Here is a 16,489-nt window from a genome sequence, read left to right as displayed (position 1 = left end):
CTGTCCATTATGCAGAAAATTCTCGTGGCAGCAATTGTCTGCATAGGAAAACTATGTGACACCTGTGTCGTCCACGAGGTTAACCCGGGTCATTGTGCACGGGTGAATATTTGCTCAATTAATACTTTCCACATACTATTTCTTTACTCTGACGGGAGTGCATGGCGTCCGGGCTGTTTCGTCGGGCCGGGACGGGGCAGGATGTTTAATTCGCAAGGTTTTCCGGCGTTCCCCTGCGTCCATGTGCGCTCACGAAGTGATGGGGGTTCATGGGACCTTCCTGCTCTTGCGCGCACATCGGCCACGCGGGAACGGAATGCCTGATTCGATGGATGGGGTGGGTGAAGGGGCGTCCGGCGCGAAGGCGTCGCACGCCGGAACGACCGCGTCCGCCGACGGTGAGAGCCGTCGGCGGACGCGGTCGTTCCGGGCTGTTTCGTCGCTCAGACCGCCTCGGCCGTGGACACGGTGAGCTGGAGATCCACCGGCAGGTCCTGGCGGCGGGTGATGCTGAGCTTGCGGTAGACGCGGGTGAGGTGCTGTTCGACCGTGCTCACGGTGATGTGCAGTCGCAGCGAGATTTCCCGGTTGGTGTAGCCGCTCGCAGCGAGCGTGGCCACCCGGCGTTCGGAGTCGCTGAGTTTCGTATCGGTGCCCGAGCGGAACTGCGGCTGTGCGGTGGACCGCTGCCGCATCCGGTCCTCGGGCTCCAGTTCGGGGGAGATCTCGGCGCACAACGCCTCGGCCCCGCACTCCCAAGCCAGATTCCAGGCCCTGCGGATCACCGCGTCCGCGCGGATGGGCTCGGCCGCGGCCCGCAGTGAGCGCCCGAGATCGGCGAGGGAGCGCGCCAGTTCCACGCGGTCGCCGGAGCGGCTCAGTTCGTCCACCGACTGGTTGAGCAGGGAAAGCTGCTGTCGGCGATCGGACGTCACCGCGCGTAGACGCAGAGAGATGCCGCGGACCCATGGTCTTCGGGCATCCGGATCGGCCAGTTGCTGTTCGACGAGCGTCTCCGCCTGATCGGTTTCACCGAGGCGGAACAGCGCCTCGGCCGCGTCCGTCCGCCAGGGCAGCATCGAGGGGCGGTCCACGCCCCAGCTCTTGGCGAGCCGACCGGCTTCGAGGAAGTCGCCCAGGGCGGAGTCGAGTTGATGGGTCGCCATGAGGTAGAGCCCTCGGGCCCGCAGATAGGCCAGACCGTGAATGCTCTTGAACAGGGTGTCGGCGACCGGCTGATGGAGCTGCCGGGCCACGGCGGCATGGTCGCCCATCAGGGTGCGTGCCCTGATCAGGGTGGCCGTCGGGGCGCCGACGAACGCACTGCTGCTCTGTTCGGGCAGGCAGTCGAGCGCTCTGCGGGCGTACTCCTCGGCGGCGTGCAGATCACTCAGGCGCAACAGCACCGCCGCGAGCAGGGAGGAGAACAGGGACTGCCAGGCCGGGGCGTTCTGCCGCTCCGCCTCGGCGATCAGCTCACGGCAGCACTGGGCGGCGCGCTCCGGATGCCCGGAATAGCTCAGGACCCGCAGGGCCCGTACGACCGGTTCCAGCGTCTCGTCCGTGAGTACCGTGTTCCGCAGGAACACCTGGGCGGCCGTCTCCGCGTCCGTCCGGCTGTCGCCCCGGCCGGCGCGCTCCTCGGTGCGGGTGACCGCCGGCCCCGACACCTCGTCCGCGACGGTTCCGTATCCGGTCCTGCCGCCGTTGTCCTGGGCCCCGTTGGCGCCGGATTCCCGGAGAATGATCGATCTGACCTCTGCGGCCTCGGCGATCCGTCCCTGTCCTGCGAGGAGTTCGGCCAGCGGGGCCATGCGCTCGGACGCGAGGCGGCCTGATCGCAGGACGGCGAGGGGTGCGGACAGGTGCTTCTCCGCCCTGCCCGGATTGATCCGCCAGGTGATGGCCGCGAGTCGGGTCTTGATGTCGGCCTTCTGCTGTTCGTCCCGACTGAGCTCGTGGGCGAGTTCGAGGGCGTCGGTGGCCCGGGTGCTCTCGTTGTTCATCAGCAGGTGTTCGGTGGCCTCGCGCAGGACGTCCACGGCCCATGGTGTGGCGACGAGGGATCCGTCGCGCTGGGCGGTGGCGAGCAGGTGGCCGGCGACCGTGGTGAGGGACCCCCCTCCCAGGTGCAGCAGTTCGGCGGCACTCAGGTGCAGGTCGGCCAGCACCTCGGAGGAGATCTGGTCCAGCACGGCCGACTCGGTGCAGGGGTGCCGGAAGAGGTGCCCGTCCAGGATGCCGGAGGCTTGGAGCGAGGCGACCGACTGCGCGGCCGTGAAGGTGGGGATGGACAGGAGACGGCCGGCGCGCTCCGGCGTGTAGGAGTCGCCCAGTACGGTGAGAGCCGCGCCGACATCCAGGGCGTGCGGCCCGCTGTGGCGCAGGCAGGTGAGCACGGCCTGGCCGAAGAGGCCGCCGGGCTCGGGACGGAAGGGGCGGGCGCCGGACGGCGCGGACCGGTACTCCTCCAGCAGGGCACGCAGCAGCAGGGGGTTGCCGCCGCTGATCGCGTGCAGCTCGGCGGAGAGGTCCTCGCCCGGCGCCGGTGCGACCGAGCCGGCCGTGACCAGCCTGGATCCTTCGGGGGTCAGTCGTCGTAACCGGATGCGCCGCACATGACGGCTGCGCAGCAGCTCCGTACCGAAGGCGGCGTCCTGACCGTCCTGGTGCAGCGGTGCGGTGAGCACCAGCAGCATCCTGGTGGAGCGGCTGTGACGGACGATGTGCTGGAGATAGCGCAGGGAGGCGCTGTCGGCGTGGTGCAGATCGTCGACGGAGATGACGAGCGGGATCGAGGAGCTGAGCCGCTCCAGCGCCGTCTGGAACTCGCGGACTGCGCTGACCTGTGGCTGACCGTCAGCAGCCACGGAGACCTCGGGGAGGGATCCGGCCGGTGCGTCGCCGGCCAACTGCCGCATCACCCCGAGCGGCAGGTCCCGCTCGGCCAGGGAGCCGAACGCCCGCAGTGTCAGGACACCGCCGGAATCGGCCCACTCGTCGAGGGTGTCGACGAGCTCGCTCTTGCCACATCCTGCGGCCCCTTCGATGAGGACGATGCGGGCCGGTCCGGCCTGACAGTCCGTGAGGGCGGCGCGCAGGGCCTGGACTTCCGTCTCGCGTTCAATCAATGCCACAGATGTCTCCCCCGTACCTCGCGCTGCAACATGGGTGCTCCACCCGCGGGTGCAAGCCCCGGCGGGATATGTGTGGCGTATGTAGAATGCGTGTGCGTACGTCACACGCCAATGAGTGTGGCGCACGCATGACCGAACCTCTAGTGGTCACAAGCTGCACGCACGGGGTGGGGCGGAGCACTCGCCGGAGTGGAGAAAAGCTCCCTCGTACTGGGGAGTTCGCAGCCACTGCGTGCGGTTTCCGCTCCGGCGGTGCACCGGCGCGGAGCCGGGCGGGCGGGAGTCTAAGATGCCCCGAACGGCTTCGAGACGAGGGGGTGTTGTGGGTCATCGCGAAGATCTGCTGCAGGGCGCCAAGCGTTGCTTGCTGGAGAAAGGGTTCGCGCGCACGAGCGCGCGGGACATCGTGGCGGCGTCGGGGACCAACCTGGCATCGATCGGTTACCACTACGGCTCCAAGGACGCCTTGCTGGTCGAGGCCTACGTCCAGGCGATGCAGGAATGGGGCGACGAGTTCCAGCCGGGCACGGCGATCGGTGCCGATCTGGAATCCGCGTCCTCGGCGATCGAGCGCTTCGAGATGGTCTGGAACCGCATCATCGAACTCTTCCCCACGCGCAAGTCCCTGTGGGCGCTGAGCGTGGAGGTCGCCGGGCACGCGGAGGACCTTCCCCAGATGCGCGAGGGACTGTCCAAGGCACAGCCGTTCGGTTGGTCGGCGCTGGTGGCGCTGTTCCACGGCGTGGACGAGAGCGAGGTCGACGAGCAGATGGCCGGCACCCTCGGTCGCTTCTACGCCGCGCTGCTCAACGGCGTGATGTCCCTCTGGCTCTTCTCGCCGGACACCGCCCCCTCCGGGCGGCAGCTCGCCGAGGCGATGCGGGCCATCCTGGTGCTCCATCAGGGCGCCGCCGCGGGCGCGGGCCCGACGGTCTGAACCGGGGGCGGTTGAGGGTCAGGGCTCTTCGCGGACCAGCCCGGCGTCCCGCAGTTCGCTCACCCAGATGTCCATGTCGGTCCGGGTGTTGTCCGGATCCGTGCACCACAGCGCAGCGAGCATCTCGGCCGCCGGGCCGACTTGTCCGTCGTGCTGGCGCAGCGCGATCCACATGGCGGCCCCGACCGGGCTGCACCGGAAGCTGGTGCCGTTCCCCATGGTGAGTAGTTCGAGCGATCCGTCCTCCGCCACGCGTGAGGTGACGCCGTGCTCAGGTCGTACCGGCACTCTGGCCTCCGTACTCGATAGCCGCTCGATGACGGCCAACCGCGAGGGAACGCGCGACCGTGTACGCGGGGTGGGGGGTGGCGGCGTCGGTCCGCGCAACTCTGCGGACACCGGCCGGGACTGCCTCGCATGCCGACGGCAGAGGACGGACGGGCCTCGGCACCGATTTAGACGATAGTCTAGTACGGTCGTCTAGATCCTGGTGCGGGTAACGGAACTCTGTCCGGAATCCATCGTCCCGGGGCCTGAGCCGCGCATGCCCCGGAGCGAACTCCGGGGCAGCGATGGGGTCATGGTGGACGACGGCTTCGATATCGCCGTGGGCAGGCGCCACTCCGCGCTCTTTGGCCACCGGGTGCGCGGGAACGTGCGCCCGGTGACCGGACCGGCTCAGGACGTGGTGGACGGCACCCCGAGACGACCGCGGATGAGGTCGAGAATCGCCGGAGCGTGCCCGTCCAGGAAGAAGTGCCCTCCCGGGAACACCTTCAGGTTGAACGGACCGGTGGTGTGGTCGCGCCAGGACTCCGCCTCGGCGACGGTCACCTGCGGATCGTTGTCGCCGACCAGCGCGACGACCGGCGAGCCGAGCGGCGGACCCGGGCGGTAGCGATAGGTCTCCGCCGCCTTGTAGTCGCTGCGGATCGCAGGGAGGATCATGCGCAGGATCTCCGGGTCGCCGAGCACCGCGGAGTCCGTACCGCGCAGCCGGCTGATGTCGTCGATGAGCCTGTCGTCGTCCGCCAGGTGCACCGATTCGTCCCGGACCCGCGACGGTGCCCGGCGGCCGGAGACGTAGACGCCCCTCGGGGGTGTTCCCGCGGCCTCCAGCCTGCGGGCCACCTCGAAGGCGACCGTGGCCCCCATGCTGTGGCCGAACAGTGTCAACGGCACATCGCCCCACGGTGCCAGTTCCTCGACGGCGCGGACGGCCAGCGTCTCGATGTCCTCGATGCACGGCTCGTGCCTGCGGTCCTGGCGGCCCGGGTACTGGACCGCCAGGACGTCCATCGCCGGTGAGAGCGCGCGCGACACCGCGAAGTAGTAGGTGGCCGAACCACCGGCGTGCGGGAAGCAGACGAGCCGGTCGCGGGCTTCCGGCGCCGGGTGGAACCGCCGGATCCAGGCCCCGGTCTCGCGGGAGTCGTCCGTCATCACTGCTCTACATCCTTCTGTCGGGTGGTCGATCGGTGGGGGATCGGGCAGGAGGGGGCACGGTCGCCGAGCGCGGTCGGCCGTCTCATCGGGCGGCCCAACTGCCGGGTGACCGGTAGTGGATCGGCGCGGTCCAGCGCGGTGGCCCGGCCGGCCGTTCCTCCGCGCCCGCCGTCGAAGCCCTGCGCAGGCTCATCAGGGCGGCGGTCACAGCGGCGATCTCCTCCGCGGAGGGCGTGCCGCTCACGAAACGCAGCGCCGGTCCGTGCGGTACGGGCCTGCGGGCTTCGGGGGTCAGGTCGAGAGATGCGGTCATCGGTTCCTCACTCAATGCGTCGCGGTCGGCAAGGCCGTGCGGGGCGTGCGCGGATGACTCCGACCAGGTGGCGCGGGTACACGGCGCGCCGTGTACCGGCCGGGTCGACGCGCACGAGACGCGGGGCCCGTGGCCGGATCAGGTCGGGGGATTGCCGTGCTTGCGTGCCGGAACCCGAGCGTCCTTGGTCCGCAGCATCGCCAGCGAACGCACCAGCACCGCACGGGTCTCCGCGGGATCGATCACGTCGTCCACCAGGCCGCGTTCCGCCGCGTAGTAGGGGTGCATCAGCTCCTGCTGGTATTCCTTGATCCGTTGCTCACGGGCCGCCTCCGGGTCCGGCGCCGCGGCGATCTCCCGCCGGAAGACGATGTTGGCCGCGCCTTCCGCGCCCATCACCGCGATCTCGTTCGTCGGCCAGGCGAAGGACAGATCGGCCCCGATCGAGCGGGAGTCCATCACGATGTACGCACCGCCGTAGGCCTTGCGCAGGATCACCTGGACCCTCGGCACGGTGGCGTCGCAGTAGGCGTAGAGCAGCTTCGCGCCGTGTCGGATGATGCCGCGGTGTTCCTGGTCCGTGCCGGGCAGGAAGCCCGGCACGTCGACGAGGGTGACCAGCGGGATGCTGAACGCGTCGCAGGTCTGCACGAACCGCGCCGCCTTCTCCGACGCGTGGATGTCCAGGACACCGGCCTGCGAGGCCGGCTGGTTCGCAACGATGCCCACAGTGTGGCCGTCCAGCCGGGCCAGCGCGCAGATGATGTTGGTGGCCCACTCCGCGTGCACCTCGAAGAAGTCCTCGTCGTCGACGATCTCCCGGATCACGGCCCGCATGTCGTACGAACGGTTCGGGTGCTGCGGCACCAGGTCCAGCAGGCTTTCGCAGCGCCGGTCGGGCGGATCGTCGGTCGCGGCGGTGGGCGGCAGCTCCCGGTTGTTGGACGGCAGCAGTGACAGCAGGTGCCGGACCTCCTCCAGGCACTCCACCTCGTCGTCGTGGATGAAGCCCGCCGCCCCCGACACCGTCGCGTGCACCTCGGCCCCGCCGAGCTCGTCGTGGGTGACCCTCTCGTTGGTGACGGCCTGCACCACGTCGGGCCCGGTGATGTACATCTGGGAGATGTCCCGCACCATGAAGACGAAATCGGTCAGCGCCGGTGAGTAGGTGGCACCACCCGCACACGGTCCGAGAATGACACTGATCTGCGGGATGACCCCGGACGCCTGCACGTTGCGGCGGAAGATACCGCCGTATCCGGCCAGCGCGGTCACGCCCTCCTGAATCCGCGCCCCGGCGCCGTCACTGAGCCCCACCAGCGGTGCTCCCGCCGCGATGGCCAGATCCATCACCTTGTGGATCTTCTGCGCGTGGGCCTCGCCCAACGATCCGCCGAAGACCCGGAAGTCGTGCGCGTAGGCGAAGACGGTCCTGCCGTGGACCTGCCCCCACCCGGTGATCACCCCGTCCCCGCCGGGCCGCCGGTTCTCCAGGCCGAAACCGGTGGAGCGATGCCTGCGCAACGGTTCCACCTCCTGGAACGTCCCCGTGTCGAAGAGCAGCTCCAGCCGCTCCGGCGCGGTCAACTTGCCTCGCGCGTGCTGCTGTTCCGTCGATCGTGGTCCGAGCCCCTCGCGCGCGGTGCGCTTGAGTTCCTGCGCCTGCGCCACCAGGGAACGGACGTCCGGCCGAAGGGACGCGGCAGACTCCGCGCCGCTGTCCGAAGAGGCGTCCTGAACTACGGTCATGGTCCCACCCATCCATGGGCCGGCAGTGCGCGGTGGCTTCGTCCACCAGCGCCGGAATCCGGGAAACTGCGAAACTGCCCACATTGAAGCCGCGGAATGGGGCCGCCGCCTCCCCTAAGTTGCGCGGGCCACCCCTACGCCCTCGCGCGAGGGATCAGGCCGGACCAGTGCGCCCTGGTGCCCGATCCTGCCGGATCCTCACGAAACGCCCCGCGGGATCGGCTACCGCCGCTCCGTCGCGGGCCGCTCCCCGGTTCGCGCCACAAGGTCCGTATCCGTCCGCCCGGACCCTTAGGGGCTCTACGAGGGACCGGGCGCCCGGACGCGAAGTCCCTTTCCGGAAGCTGCACATGAGCGCCCGGTGCCACTGGCGATCGCCGCCGTCAACGGAATTGGAAACCGAAACCTTAGGGGTTTTGGCATTGCCGCGGCAGACCTCAGCCTGGGTGCCGAACCGGCCGGACACGGAGTACCGAAAGGCCGGCCGTTCGCAGGAGACGTGCTGAAGGGCAGGAACACCATGACGAACGACTTCCGTGCCGACGGAGCCCTGGTCTTCCCCGGTATGAGCCCCACGCGTTTCCAGGACTCGGCCAAATTCATGCTCGTCAACCCGGTGGCCCGCCGCCTGGTCGCCCAGGCCGACGACGTACTCGGCTATTCGCTCCTCGACCGGTACCGGCAGGCCGAGGGCGACTACAGCGAATACGCGCAGGTCGCGTTCCTCGTCAACTGCCTGGCGCTCGCCGAATGGGCCCGGGACCGGTTCGAGCCGGAGCCCACGCTCTGCGTGGGCCCCAGCTTCGGAGGGAAGACGGTGGCGGCGTACACCGGCGTCCTGGACTTCGCCGAAGCGGTCCGGCTGACCGCAGGCTGGGCCCGACTGCTGGACGAATGGTTCGCAGAGCACCACCGCGACGTGGTCACCCACTCCTTCACCCGCGTCCCGCGCGCGGAACTGGACCAGGTGCTCGCCGAACTCGACGCGCAGGGCGAGTGGTACGAGATCTCCTGCCACGTCGACGACGACTTCTACATGGTCTCGCTCCGCGCCGACGTTCTCGAATGGCTCGGCAAGCGGCTGCGCTCCGTCGGCGGCCTCCCCCTCTACACCATGCACCCGCCCATGCACGCAAGCGTCTTCGGCCCGCTCCGGGAGCGGGCCGAAGACGAACTGTTCGACGGACTGACCTTCCGCGAGCCGCGGATCCCGGTCGTCGCCGACCAGGACGGCACTCTGCTGACCACGGGCGACGAGGTACGCACCATGCTCCTTGACGGATTCGTGCGCCCGGTCCGCTGGCCCGACGTCGTCGCGGCGCTACGCCGGCACGGCGTGGGAAGGCTGTACGTCTCCGGCTCCGACAGCCTCTTCGGCCGGGTCCCCGTCACGACCAGGAACTTCGACGTCGTCGCCGTGGACCCGAGGTCGGCGCTCCAGCCCATCCGCAGGAGTTTCGCCGCCTGACCGCAGCACCGACACCCCGCACCACCAAGGTTTCCGGTGGGACGCGCCCAGGCCGGCGCCGCGTCCCGGCCACCGGCACACGGACCGGCCGTGAACTTCGGAGCGAGAGGCATCCCATGACCCTTCTGAACGGGACCGACCTGAGTTTCGGCTACCTGCAGCTGACTGGCTCGGCCTGGCAGGAGCCGGTACGCCACACCCTGGAGGAGCGGTTCGCCGCGCTGGCCGAGCACGGCTGTTCCTCGATGGGGATGAGCGTCGAGGAGCTGGAGAAGTACCTGGCCGAGCACTCCGCGGACAAGCTGCGCGGCCTGATGACCGAGTACGGCGTGCGCCTGCACGAGCTGGAGGTCCTCTTCGGCTGGAACGCCGGAGGGGAGGAGGGGGAAGCCGCCCGTGCCGGTGAGACCCGCCTCTTCGAGCTCGCCGAGGCGGCGGGCATCCCGTCGGTCAAGTCCTGCGCGGTCTACCCGCCCGGGGTCGAGATGCCGCCGACCGAGGTCCTCACCGAGCGCTTCGCCGCCCTGTGCGACCGCGCCGCGGAGCGTGGGCTGACCATCTCCCTCGAAGCGATGGCCGTCATGCCCGGTTTCACCTACCAGGTCGCGTCCGATGTAGTCGCCGGCGCCGACCGCCCCAACGCCGGCCTGATGATCGACATGTGGCACCTTTTCCGTGACCCGACCGGTCTCGGCGCGATCGAGCAGCTCACCGGTGCGCAGATCGCAGCCGTGGAGTTCAGCGACGGCCCCAGCACCCCGTCCCCCGATGTGATGAACGAGGTGCTGAACGCCCGACTGCTGCCCGGCGACGGCGACTTCGACATCACCGGCCTGCTGCGCACGCTCGACGCCAAGGGCGTCGACCTCACCCCGTCGGTGGAGGTTCTCTCGACTGAATTGCGCGCCCTGCCGCTGAGCGAGAACGTCAGCCGCACTGTCGCCGCCGTTCGCCGGTCCCTTGAGAAGGCCCGCGGCTGACCGGTCCCTCCAGCCGTCACCAAACCCCGAGCGCAGAGACATCGAGAGAAGGAACCATGTCGGATCTCGTCGACACATGCCCCCATGCCCAGCCCCGTCCGTTCCCGCTGGAGCGCACCGGCTGTCCGCTGGATCCCGCCCCCGAGTACGCCGTCCTGCGGGAGACGGAGCCGGTCTCCCGCGTCAAGCTGAAGTTCAACGGCCGTGAGGCCTGGCTGCTCACCCGCTACGAGGACGTCCGGCAGATGCTGGTCGACCCCCGCTTCAGCTCCAACATGGCGGACCCCGGCTACCCGCTCCAGTTCGCCTTCCCCATGGAGCTCCTCGGCAAGGTCAAGCCGGCCCTGCTGCACATGGACCCGCCGGAGCACACCGCGCACCGCATGATGCTGATGCCGGAGCTCAGTGTGAAGCGCGTAGAGGCCATGCGGCCGCGCACCCAGGAGATCGTCGACGAGTGCATCGACGCGATGCTGTCGCACGGCGGCCCCGTCGACCTGGTGTCCATGCTGTCGATGCCGGTGCCGTCCATCGGGATGTGCGAACTCGTCGGTGTTCCGCAGGAGTCGGCCGACCTGTTCCACCGCTGGGTCACCCTGCTCGTCACCCAGGGCAGCGCCGAGGAGCACGCCTCGGCCAACGCCGAGGTCGAGATGCTGCTCCACCAGCTCATCGCCGATCGCCAGAAGAACCCCGGCGACGACCTGATCAGCAGCCTGCTGAAGCGCAACGCCACAGAGAACGAACTGGAACCCGCCGACATCAGCGCCCTGGTCCGGGCCATGATCGCCGCCGGTCACGAGAGCACCGTCAACGGCATCTCCGTCGGCGCCCTGGTGCTCCTCCAGCATCCGGAGCAGGCCGACTGGCTGCGCGCCCACCCCGAGCTCTCGGGCCAGGCCGTGGACGAGCTCTCCCGCTACTCCAGCATCTCCGACCACGGCACCGTCCGGGTCGCCCTGGAGGACGTCGAGATCGGCGGCCGGCTCATCCGGGCCGGTGAGGGCGTCATCTGCTCGCTCTCCGCGTCCAACCACGACCCGGCGGTCTTCAAGGACCCCAACACCCTGGACCTGACCCGCCGCGAGGCACGCCACAACGTCGCCTTCGGCTTCGGACGGCACCAGTGCGCGGGACAGATGCTCGTCCGCATGCAACTGGAGGTCGTCTTCACGACCCTGCTGCGCCGCATCCCCGGACTGCGCCTCGACGCGGCCCTGGACGAGCTTCCCTTCAAGGCCAACGCACTCATCGACGGCCTCCACGAGCTGCCGGTTACCTGGTAAAGGAGTTTTCCATGCGTGTGATCGTCGACCGAGAGCGCTGTGTCGCGGCAGGTTCCTGTGTGATCACCTCTCCCGCCGTGTTCGACCAGAACGACGAGGACGGCAAGGTGGTGCTGCTCATCGGGACCCCGGACGAGAAGCTCCGCGAGGAAGTCCTGGAGTCCGTCAACGTGTGTCCGGTCGCGGCGTTGAGCGTCGCCGACTGAGGACCCGCAGGGCCGCCCGCCGGTCCTCCGCCCCCGAAGGCCGGGGCACGCGACCCGAGCCACGGGTCCCGTGAGGGCCGTTCCGCACTTCCCGGCGGGGCGGCCCTCACCCCGGCTTCGCCGGGCGCCCCGTCTTTCCCCGAAGAGCCCGGACCCGTCGGCCACGACGGCCGTCCCGCTCCCGCCCTCACCCGAAAGCGACGTTGGAACCGTGGAGAATCCGAACACCAGCTACGCGCGGACGCCGCACGGGAACCGCGGGACGGTCCATTCCCTGATCGACGACGCGGCCGCCGATTCCCCCGAACGCCCTTGCCTGACCGACTCCTTCGGCCAGGTCACCTACGACCGGATGGCCGCCCTCAGCCATGGCTTCGCCACCTGGCTGACCCGGCAGGGCGCCGGCCGCGGCGACCGGCTCCTCGTCCAGCTGCCCAGCCGCCGTGAACTGGTCGCCATGGTCTACGGAGCCTCGCGCGCCGGTGTGATCCTGGTACCGCTCAACCCCGCGATGAAGAAGTACCACCTCCGGTCCGTCATCGAGGACGCGCAGCCCTCCCTGATGATCGGCGACGGCCCCGGCACCGCCGTCCTGGACGGCCTCGCCGAGGTCCCCGTGCACGACCTCGCCGCGATCTGGCCCGAGGTCGAGGCAGCTGCGCGGGAGGACGCATCGCCGTCCGTCGACGTACGGCCCGACGAGACGGCCTTCCTCGTCTACACCTCAGGCAGTACCGCGGCGCCCAAGGCCGTGATCTGCCCGCACGCACAGGTCACCTTCGCCTCCCGCGCGATTCAGCAGGTACTGCGCTACGGCCCGGACGACGTCGTTTTCTGCCGCTTCCCGATCTCCTGGGACTACGGCCTGTACAAAGTGCTGCTCACCGCTCTCGGCCGGTCCGAACTGGTTCTGGACGGCGGCGAGTCCGACCTCGTCCTGTTGCGCAGGATGCGCGAGACCGGTGCCACCGTCGTGCCGATCGTCCCCTCGCTGGCCGCGATGATCGGCACGATGGCCCGGCGCGACCGCGAGGCACCACCCCCGGTCCGGATGTTCACCAACACCGGTGCCGCGCTGCCCGCCCACGCTGTCACCGCACTGCGGGACGCGTTCCCCGGGGTGCAGGTCGTCCGGCAGTTCGGCCAGACCGAGTGCAAGCGCATCACCATCATGCCGCCCGACGAGGAACACCTCAGGCCCCTCTCCGTCGGCCTGCCGCTGCCCGGCACGTCCGTGCTCATCCTCGGCGCCGACGGAGAGCCCGTCCCGGCCGGGGAGACCGGCGAGATCGTCGCCGTGGGCCCGCACGTCATGCCCGGCTACTGGCGCCGGCCCGAGCTGACGGCCCGTACCTTCCGCCGTGACCCGGAGACCGGCTCACTGAGGCTGCACACGGGGGACTACGGCCGGCTGGACCAGGACGGTTATCTCTACTTCGAGGGCCGCCGTGACGACATGTTCAAACGCAAGGGCATCCGGATGAGCACGGTGGAGATCGAGGCCGCCGCGATGGACATCCCCGGGGTGCGCACCGCCGCCGCGCTGCCCCCCACCGACAGTCGCGACCTGGTCATCTTCGCCGAGACCGAACTGGCGCCGCACACCGTACTGAAGGAACTGGCCGAACGCCTGGAGTCCGCCAAGGTCCCCGCGCAATGCCGGGTCCTGGCCGAGTTGCCGCTGAGCCTGCACGGGAAGAACGCCCGCCAGGCGCTGGTGGAGATGATCGACGGAGAAGGACGATGAGCCGCTACCAGGCATTGGCCGAACGGTTCGGCACACCGCTGTACGTGTACGACCTCGACGAGCTCGACGCGGCCCGGCAGGCTCTCTTCGACACGCTGCCCGAGGAGTTCACCCTCTTCTACGCCCTCAAGGCCAACCCGCACCCCGGCTTGGTCCGGGCGCTCCGGGAGGGCGAGGGACGCCACTGCCGGCCCGAGATCAGCTCGACCGGTGAGCTGGAGGCCGCCGTCGCAGCCGGGTTCCGAGGCAAGGACTGCCTCTACACCGGACCCGGGAAGACCCCGGGCGAACTGGACGAGGCGATCGGTCTCGGGGTGCGGCTCTTCTCCACCGACTCCGTCTCCGACGTACGCCACGTGGCCGAGGCCGCCCGGACGAACGGGGTGACGGCGAACTGCCTGCTGCGCGTCAACAGCGCGTCGGCGAGCGCCACCAGCAGCATCCGGATGACCGGCACCCCTTCCCAGTTCGGCTTCGACAGCGAGACCCTGGCCGAGGTGCTGCCCACGCTGAGGGAGATCGACGGAATCAGCATCGCCGGCATGCACTTCTTCCCGCTGAGCAACGCCAAGGACGAAGCCAGTCTGATCGGCGAGTTCCAGCACACCATCGAGCTCGCCGCCCGCCTCCAGTGTGAGTTGGACCTCCCGCTGCGCTTCCTGGACATCGGCGGCGGGTTCACCGTCCCCTACGCCGTCCCTGGCGACCGGGGCGCCTACCCCGAGCTGCGCGGCGCGCTCGAGGCCGCGCTGGACACCCACTTCCCGCGGTGGCGCACCGAAGGGCCGGAGATCGCGTGCGAATCGGGCCGCTACCTGGTCGGCGCGAGCGGCACACTGATCACCCGTGTCAGCAACGTCAAGGTGAGCCGCGGCCGGAAGTTCGTCATCCTCGACGCCGGCATCAACACCTTCGGCGGCATGTCGGGCCTCGGCCGGCTGCTCCCCGTCGCCGTGGGCGTCGAACCGGGGGAGACGGTCGAATCCGCCAGCCTGGTCGGCCCGTTGTGTACGCCGGGCGACATCCTCGGGCGCGAGATCGACCTTCCGGTACTCGCTCCCGGAGACCTTGTGACGATTCCCAACGCCGGGGCGTACGGCCCCACCGCCAGCCTCTTGATGTTCCTCGGGCGGCCGGCGCCCACCGAGGTGATCGTCCGCGGTGAGGAGGTGCTGTCCGTCTCCAGGATCGAGCACCACCGCGCCTACCGGCCCCTGGACGATTCCGTCCCGGCGAGCACCGCGGGAGCCGTCCGGTGACCAGCGATCTCACCCCCGACCGCAGGACCTCCGCAGCCACCGCGACGCAGCCGCGCGGCACCGTCGTCGTGACGACCGTGGCCTCCGACTCCCACACCTGGAACCTGGTCTTCCTCCAGCTGCTCATCGAGGAACTGGGCTACGAGGTGGTCAACCTCGGTGCCTGTGTTCCGGACCGGGTCCTGGTGGACGCCTGCCGGGAACTGGCCCCCGACCTCGTGGTGATCAGCACCGTCAACGGACACGGACACCACGACGGCCTGCGCGTCATCGGTGCTCTGCGCTCCTGCGGTGAACTCGCCGCCACTCCCGTCGTCATCGGTGGCAAGCTCGGCGTCGCCGGGAAGCAGAGCACCGGGTCGATCGACGCGCTGATCGCCGCCGGATTCGACGCGGTCTTCGACGACGCCTCGACCAGCACGCTGGAGTTCAGCCGGTTCGTCACCGCGCTTCCCGCGGCCTCGCCCCGCCCGGTGGCCCGCACCGAGGTCGTGGCGTGATTCCGGGTGCGCGCCCGCCGGTGCGGACGCCCGAGGGGGCGCGCCCGGTCGACTTCGGGGCCTTCGTCCGTGCGAGAAGCGGCTCCGGAGCTCTCGTGGTCCAGCCCCGCATGGGGTTCAGTGACCCTGCCGTGATGCGCGCGGGGCTCGCCGCGACCCGTGAGGCCGATGCCGTGACGGTGGGCACCGTCACCCTCGACAGCTACACCAGGGTCGGTGAACTGGCCTTCGTCGAGAGTGCCCTGCGGGCAGGGAGCGACCTCAACGGTTACCCCATCGTCAGCTACGACCCGGCCGTCACCGAGCAGGTCCTCGCCGGCATACGGTCCGAAGAGTTCCCCGTCCAGGTCCGGCACGGATCGGCGGTGCCCGACGACATCTTCGCCGCACTGCGCACCTCGCTGATCAACGCCACCGAGGGCGGCCCCGTCTCGTACTGCCTCCCGTACAGCCGTACCCCGCTCGGCGACTCCGTACGGAACTGGGTCCGCTGCACCGAGGACTTCGCGCAACTGCGGGAATCGGGTGTGGAACCACATCTGGAGACGTTCGGCGGCTGCATGCTCGGACAATTGTGTCCGCCGAGCCAACTGGTGGCGCTCAGCGTCCTCGAAGCGCTTTTCTTCTGCCAGCACGGAATACGCAGCGTCTCCCTCAGTTACGCCCAGCAGACCCATGCGGAGCAGGACCTGGAAGCGATCGCCGCATTGCGGCGACTGAGCCGCGAATTACTGCCCACGCAGAACTGGCACGTGGTCGTCTACGCCTACATGGGGGTCTATCCGACCACGGCCCAGGGCGCCTACCGACTGTTGGCCGAGGCGACCCGCCTCGCCGTGCGCTCCGGCTCGGAACGGCTCATCGTCAAGACGGTCGCCGAGTCGCGCCGCATCCCGAAGATCGAGGAGAACGTGGCGGCGCTGGAGTCGGCAGCCCAGGTCGCCCGGAAGGAGACCGCCGGACCCACCCAGACACGTGCTGAGGCGGACTCGGAGACGTATGCCGAGGCCAGAGCTCTGATCGAGGGGGTTCTCGACCTGGCGCCGGACGTCGGGCGTGCCCTGGAACTCGCCTTCAAACAGGGCTCTCTGGACATCCCGTACTGCCTCCACCCGGACAACCACGGCCGTGCCCGGAGCTATATCGACGGCGACGGCCGGCTGCGGTGGGCCGGTACCGGGCGGCTCCCGCTCGGCGGCCTCGTCGGGCGCGCCAGTGCCCGGGAGGTCACCTCGGCCGGCCTGCTCGCCGATCTCTCGTACGTACAGCGGACATTCGACCAGGCGGTGCTGGAATCCGACGCACCGGAGCACCGGGCGGGTTCGGGGATTTCACCCGTGCGCACCGGGCCCCCTTCCCGCCGTGAATTACCGCGAAAGCTTAGGGGGCCCCTAGGGGCTGTGCCCGGCCCCTCGCCTTCATAGCGTGACCCGCAGTGGTGCGGTTCCTTGGTGATTTCCG

14 protein-coding genes are annotated in these 16,489 nt (G+C 69.5%); 9 read left to right on the top strand and 5 right to left on the bottom strand.

Annotation, left to right across the window (positions count from 1 at the left end):
- Positions 1-443: 443 nt before the first annotated feature.
- A complete protein-coding gene (locus tag IEZ15_RS27975; protein ID WP_229846144.1) occupies positions 444-3,137 on the bottom strand; it encodes an AAA family ATPase in 2,694 nt (897 codons plus the stop codon).
- Positions 3,138-3,459: 322 nt separating this feature from the next.
- Between IEZ15_RS27975 and IEZ15_RS27970 the strand changes: the two genes are divergently transcribed.
- Complete coding sequence (locus IEZ15_RS27970; RefSeq protein ID WP_114248211.1) at positions 3,460-4,074, top strand: TetR/AcrR family transcriptional regulator; 615 nt, start codon at positions 3,460-3,462, stop codon at positions 4,072-4,074.
- 18 nt (positions 4,075-4,092) lie between these two features.
- Here IEZ15_RS27970 and IEZ15_RS27965 read toward each other — a convergent pair whose 3' ends face one another.
- The 4 genes from IEZ15_RS27965 to IEZ15_RS27950 form a co-directional block, all read right to left on the bottom strand.
- On the bottom strand, positions 4,093-4,362 hold the full coding sequence (locus IEZ15_RS27965; protein ID WP_114248212.1) for a PqqD family peptide modification chaperone: 270 nt from the start codon (positions 4,360-4,362) through the stop codon (positions 4,093-4,095).
- 390 nt (positions 4,363-4,752) lie between these two features.
- Positions 4,753-5,517 (bottom strand): thioesterase II family protein, encoded by a 765-nt coding sequence (locus IEZ15_RS27960; protein WP_189279876.1) that lies wholly within the window; start codon positions 5,515-5,517, stop codon positions 4,753-4,755.
- 85 nt (positions 5,518-5,602) lie between these two features.
- Entirely contained in the window at positions 5,603-5,833 is a 231-nt protein-coding gene (locus IEZ15_RS27955) for an acyl-CoA carboxylase subunit epsilon (protein ID WP_189279875.1), read from the bottom strand.
- A gap of 138 nt (positions 5,834-5,971) precedes the next feature.
- A complete protein-coding gene (locus tag IEZ15_RS27950; protein ID WP_189279874.1) occupies positions 5,972-7,582 on the bottom strand; it encodes an acyl-CoA carboxylase subunit beta in 1,611 nt (536 codons plus the stop codon).
- A gap of 601 nt (positions 7,583-8,183) precedes the next feature.
- On the opposite strand from IEZ15_RS27950, the gene IEZ15_RS27945 reads away from it, so the two are divergent.
- From IEZ15_RS27945 to IEZ15_RS27910, 8 genes are all read left to right on the top strand, one after another.
- Positions 8,184-9,050 (top strand): ACP S-malonyltransferase, encoded by an 867-nt coding sequence (locus IEZ15_RS27945; protein WP_114249471.1) that lies wholly within the window; start codon positions 8,184-8,186, stop codon positions 9,048-9,050.
- Between the two features lie 116 nt (positions 9,051-9,166).
- Complete coding sequence (locus tag IEZ15_RS27940) at positions 9,167-10,030, top strand: sugar phosphate isomerase/epimerase family protein (protein ID WP_114248216.1); 864 nt, start codon at positions 9,167-9,169, stop codon at positions 10,028-10,030.
- Positions 10,031-10,086: 56 nt separating this feature from the next.
- Entirely contained in the window at positions 10,087-11,316 is a 1,230-nt protein-coding gene (locus IEZ15_RS27935) for a cytochrome P450 (RefSeq protein WP_189279873.1), read from the top strand.
- 11 nt (positions 11,317-11,327) lie between these two features.
- Complete coding sequence (locus tag IEZ15_RS27930) at positions 11,328-11,522, top strand: ferredoxin (RefSeq protein WP_114248218.1); 195 nt, start codon at positions 11,328-11,330, stop codon at positions 11,520-11,522.
- A 211-nt stretch (positions 11,523-11,733) separates the two neighbouring features.
- A complete protein-coding gene (locus IEZ15_RS27925) occupies positions 11,734-13,269 on the top strand; it encodes an AMP-binding protein (protein WP_189279872.1) in 1,536 nt (511 codons plus the stop codon).
- Positions 13,266-14,528 carry a type III PLP-dependent enzyme domain-containing protein gene (locus IEZ15_RS27920; RefSeq protein WP_189279871.1) on the top strand — a complete coding sequence of 421 codons (1,263 nt, stop codon included), beginning with the start codon at positions 13,266-13,268 and terminating at the stop codon, positions 14,526-14,528. The genes IEZ15_RS27925 and IEZ15_RS27920 overlap by 4 nt, the downstream gene beginning before the upstream one ends.
- The gene (locus tag IEZ15_RS27915; RefSeq protein WP_189279870.1) at positions 14,525-15,028 is read left to right on the top strand and encodes a cobalamin B12-binding domain-containing protein; all 504 of its coding nucleotides are present in this window, start codon (positions 14,525-14,527) and stop codon (positions 15,026-15,028) included. Before IEZ15_RS27920 ends, IEZ15_RS27915 begins: the two co-directional genes overlap by 4 nt.
- Positions 15,025-16,452, top strand: a complete 1,428-nt coding sequence (locus IEZ15_RS27910) for a methylaspartate mutase (RefSeq protein ID WP_189279869.1) — start codon at positions 15,025-15,027, stop codon at positions 16,450-16,452. The genes IEZ15_RS27915 and IEZ15_RS27910 overlap by 4 nt, the downstream gene beginning before the upstream one ends.
- The last annotated feature ends 37 nt before the right edge of the window (positions 16,453-16,489 follow it).

This window comes from Streptomyces atratus, from assembly GCF_014648655.1.
Lineage (GTDB): Bacteria > Actinomycetota > Actinomycetes > Streptomycetales > Streptomycetaceae > Streptomyces > Streptomyces atratus.
The sequence above is the reverse complement of the archived record's forward strand: the minus strand, read 5'-3'. Positions and strand labels throughout refer to the sequence as shown.